This window comes from Nostoc sp. UIC 10630 (genome assembly GCF_010747425.1).
Lineage (GTDB): Bacteria > Cyanobacteriota > Cyanobacteriia > Cyanobacteriales > Nostocaceae > Nostoc.
On record NZ_JAAGOG010000478.1, the window covers coordinates 1 to 736 of the forward strand.

At 33.0% G+C, this 736-nt stretch carries 1 protein-coding gene; it reads right to left on the bottom strand.

What is annotated here, in order from left to right:
* Positions 1-256: 256 nt before the first annotated feature.
* A partial coding sequence (locus G1O98_RS38485) for an ISAs1 family transposase (protein ID WP_163939718.1) occupies positions 257-736 on the bottom strand: 480 nt, incomplete at its 5' end.

The following is a 736-nucleotide window of genomic DNA, read 5'->3' on the forward strand; positions in this document are numbered from 1 at the left end:
CCAGGGCAAACGCATCTTATTTACTAATAAAAACTAAGGGAGATTCCAAAATGACATAGATAATTGTAAAAATCGGTGAAATGATAAATAAAACAAATCAAATGTTTTTTCAAAATCTGAATTAGCTTATCTTGAACTGAATGACTAATCATCAATACTAAAAAAATTCAATTATGAGCTACATAAGAATATATTTACTTAGAGGATAAATAAAACTTTTATGTAAAACATTCAACTCAAGTTTTGATATACTATTTTAAGCTAACGCTAAAATACTTAGTAAATATTTGTTATCCATCGCCGCAAGAAACTGTTTATTTTTGATTCCGCGTTTAACACGTTTCTCTTTACTTAGAAGATTGACTGCAATATGTCTGAGAATTGCAAAATTCTGTGGGGCATTATCTTTCCTAATCCGACAGTCATCTTCCTTCAAAGCGACATCCAATACCCAATGTAATGAATTCTCAACTCCCCAATGACTACGAATAGAATTTCCAAACGTAAGAGCGTTATCTTCAAGGCTACTAATAAAATAACGAGTTTCAACTGTTGTTTTACCGTCTAATAAACGGACGGACTCTACCATACCAACACTATTAAAGTTTGACCAAACTGAATCTGGGTTAAGCCGAGACTGAATCTGAGATAACATCACATAGTGGCGGATTTCATGACGACCATGCCCAATTTCATCTGTTTTATATGTGCTATGTTCAATCCCCTCAAAACCTGT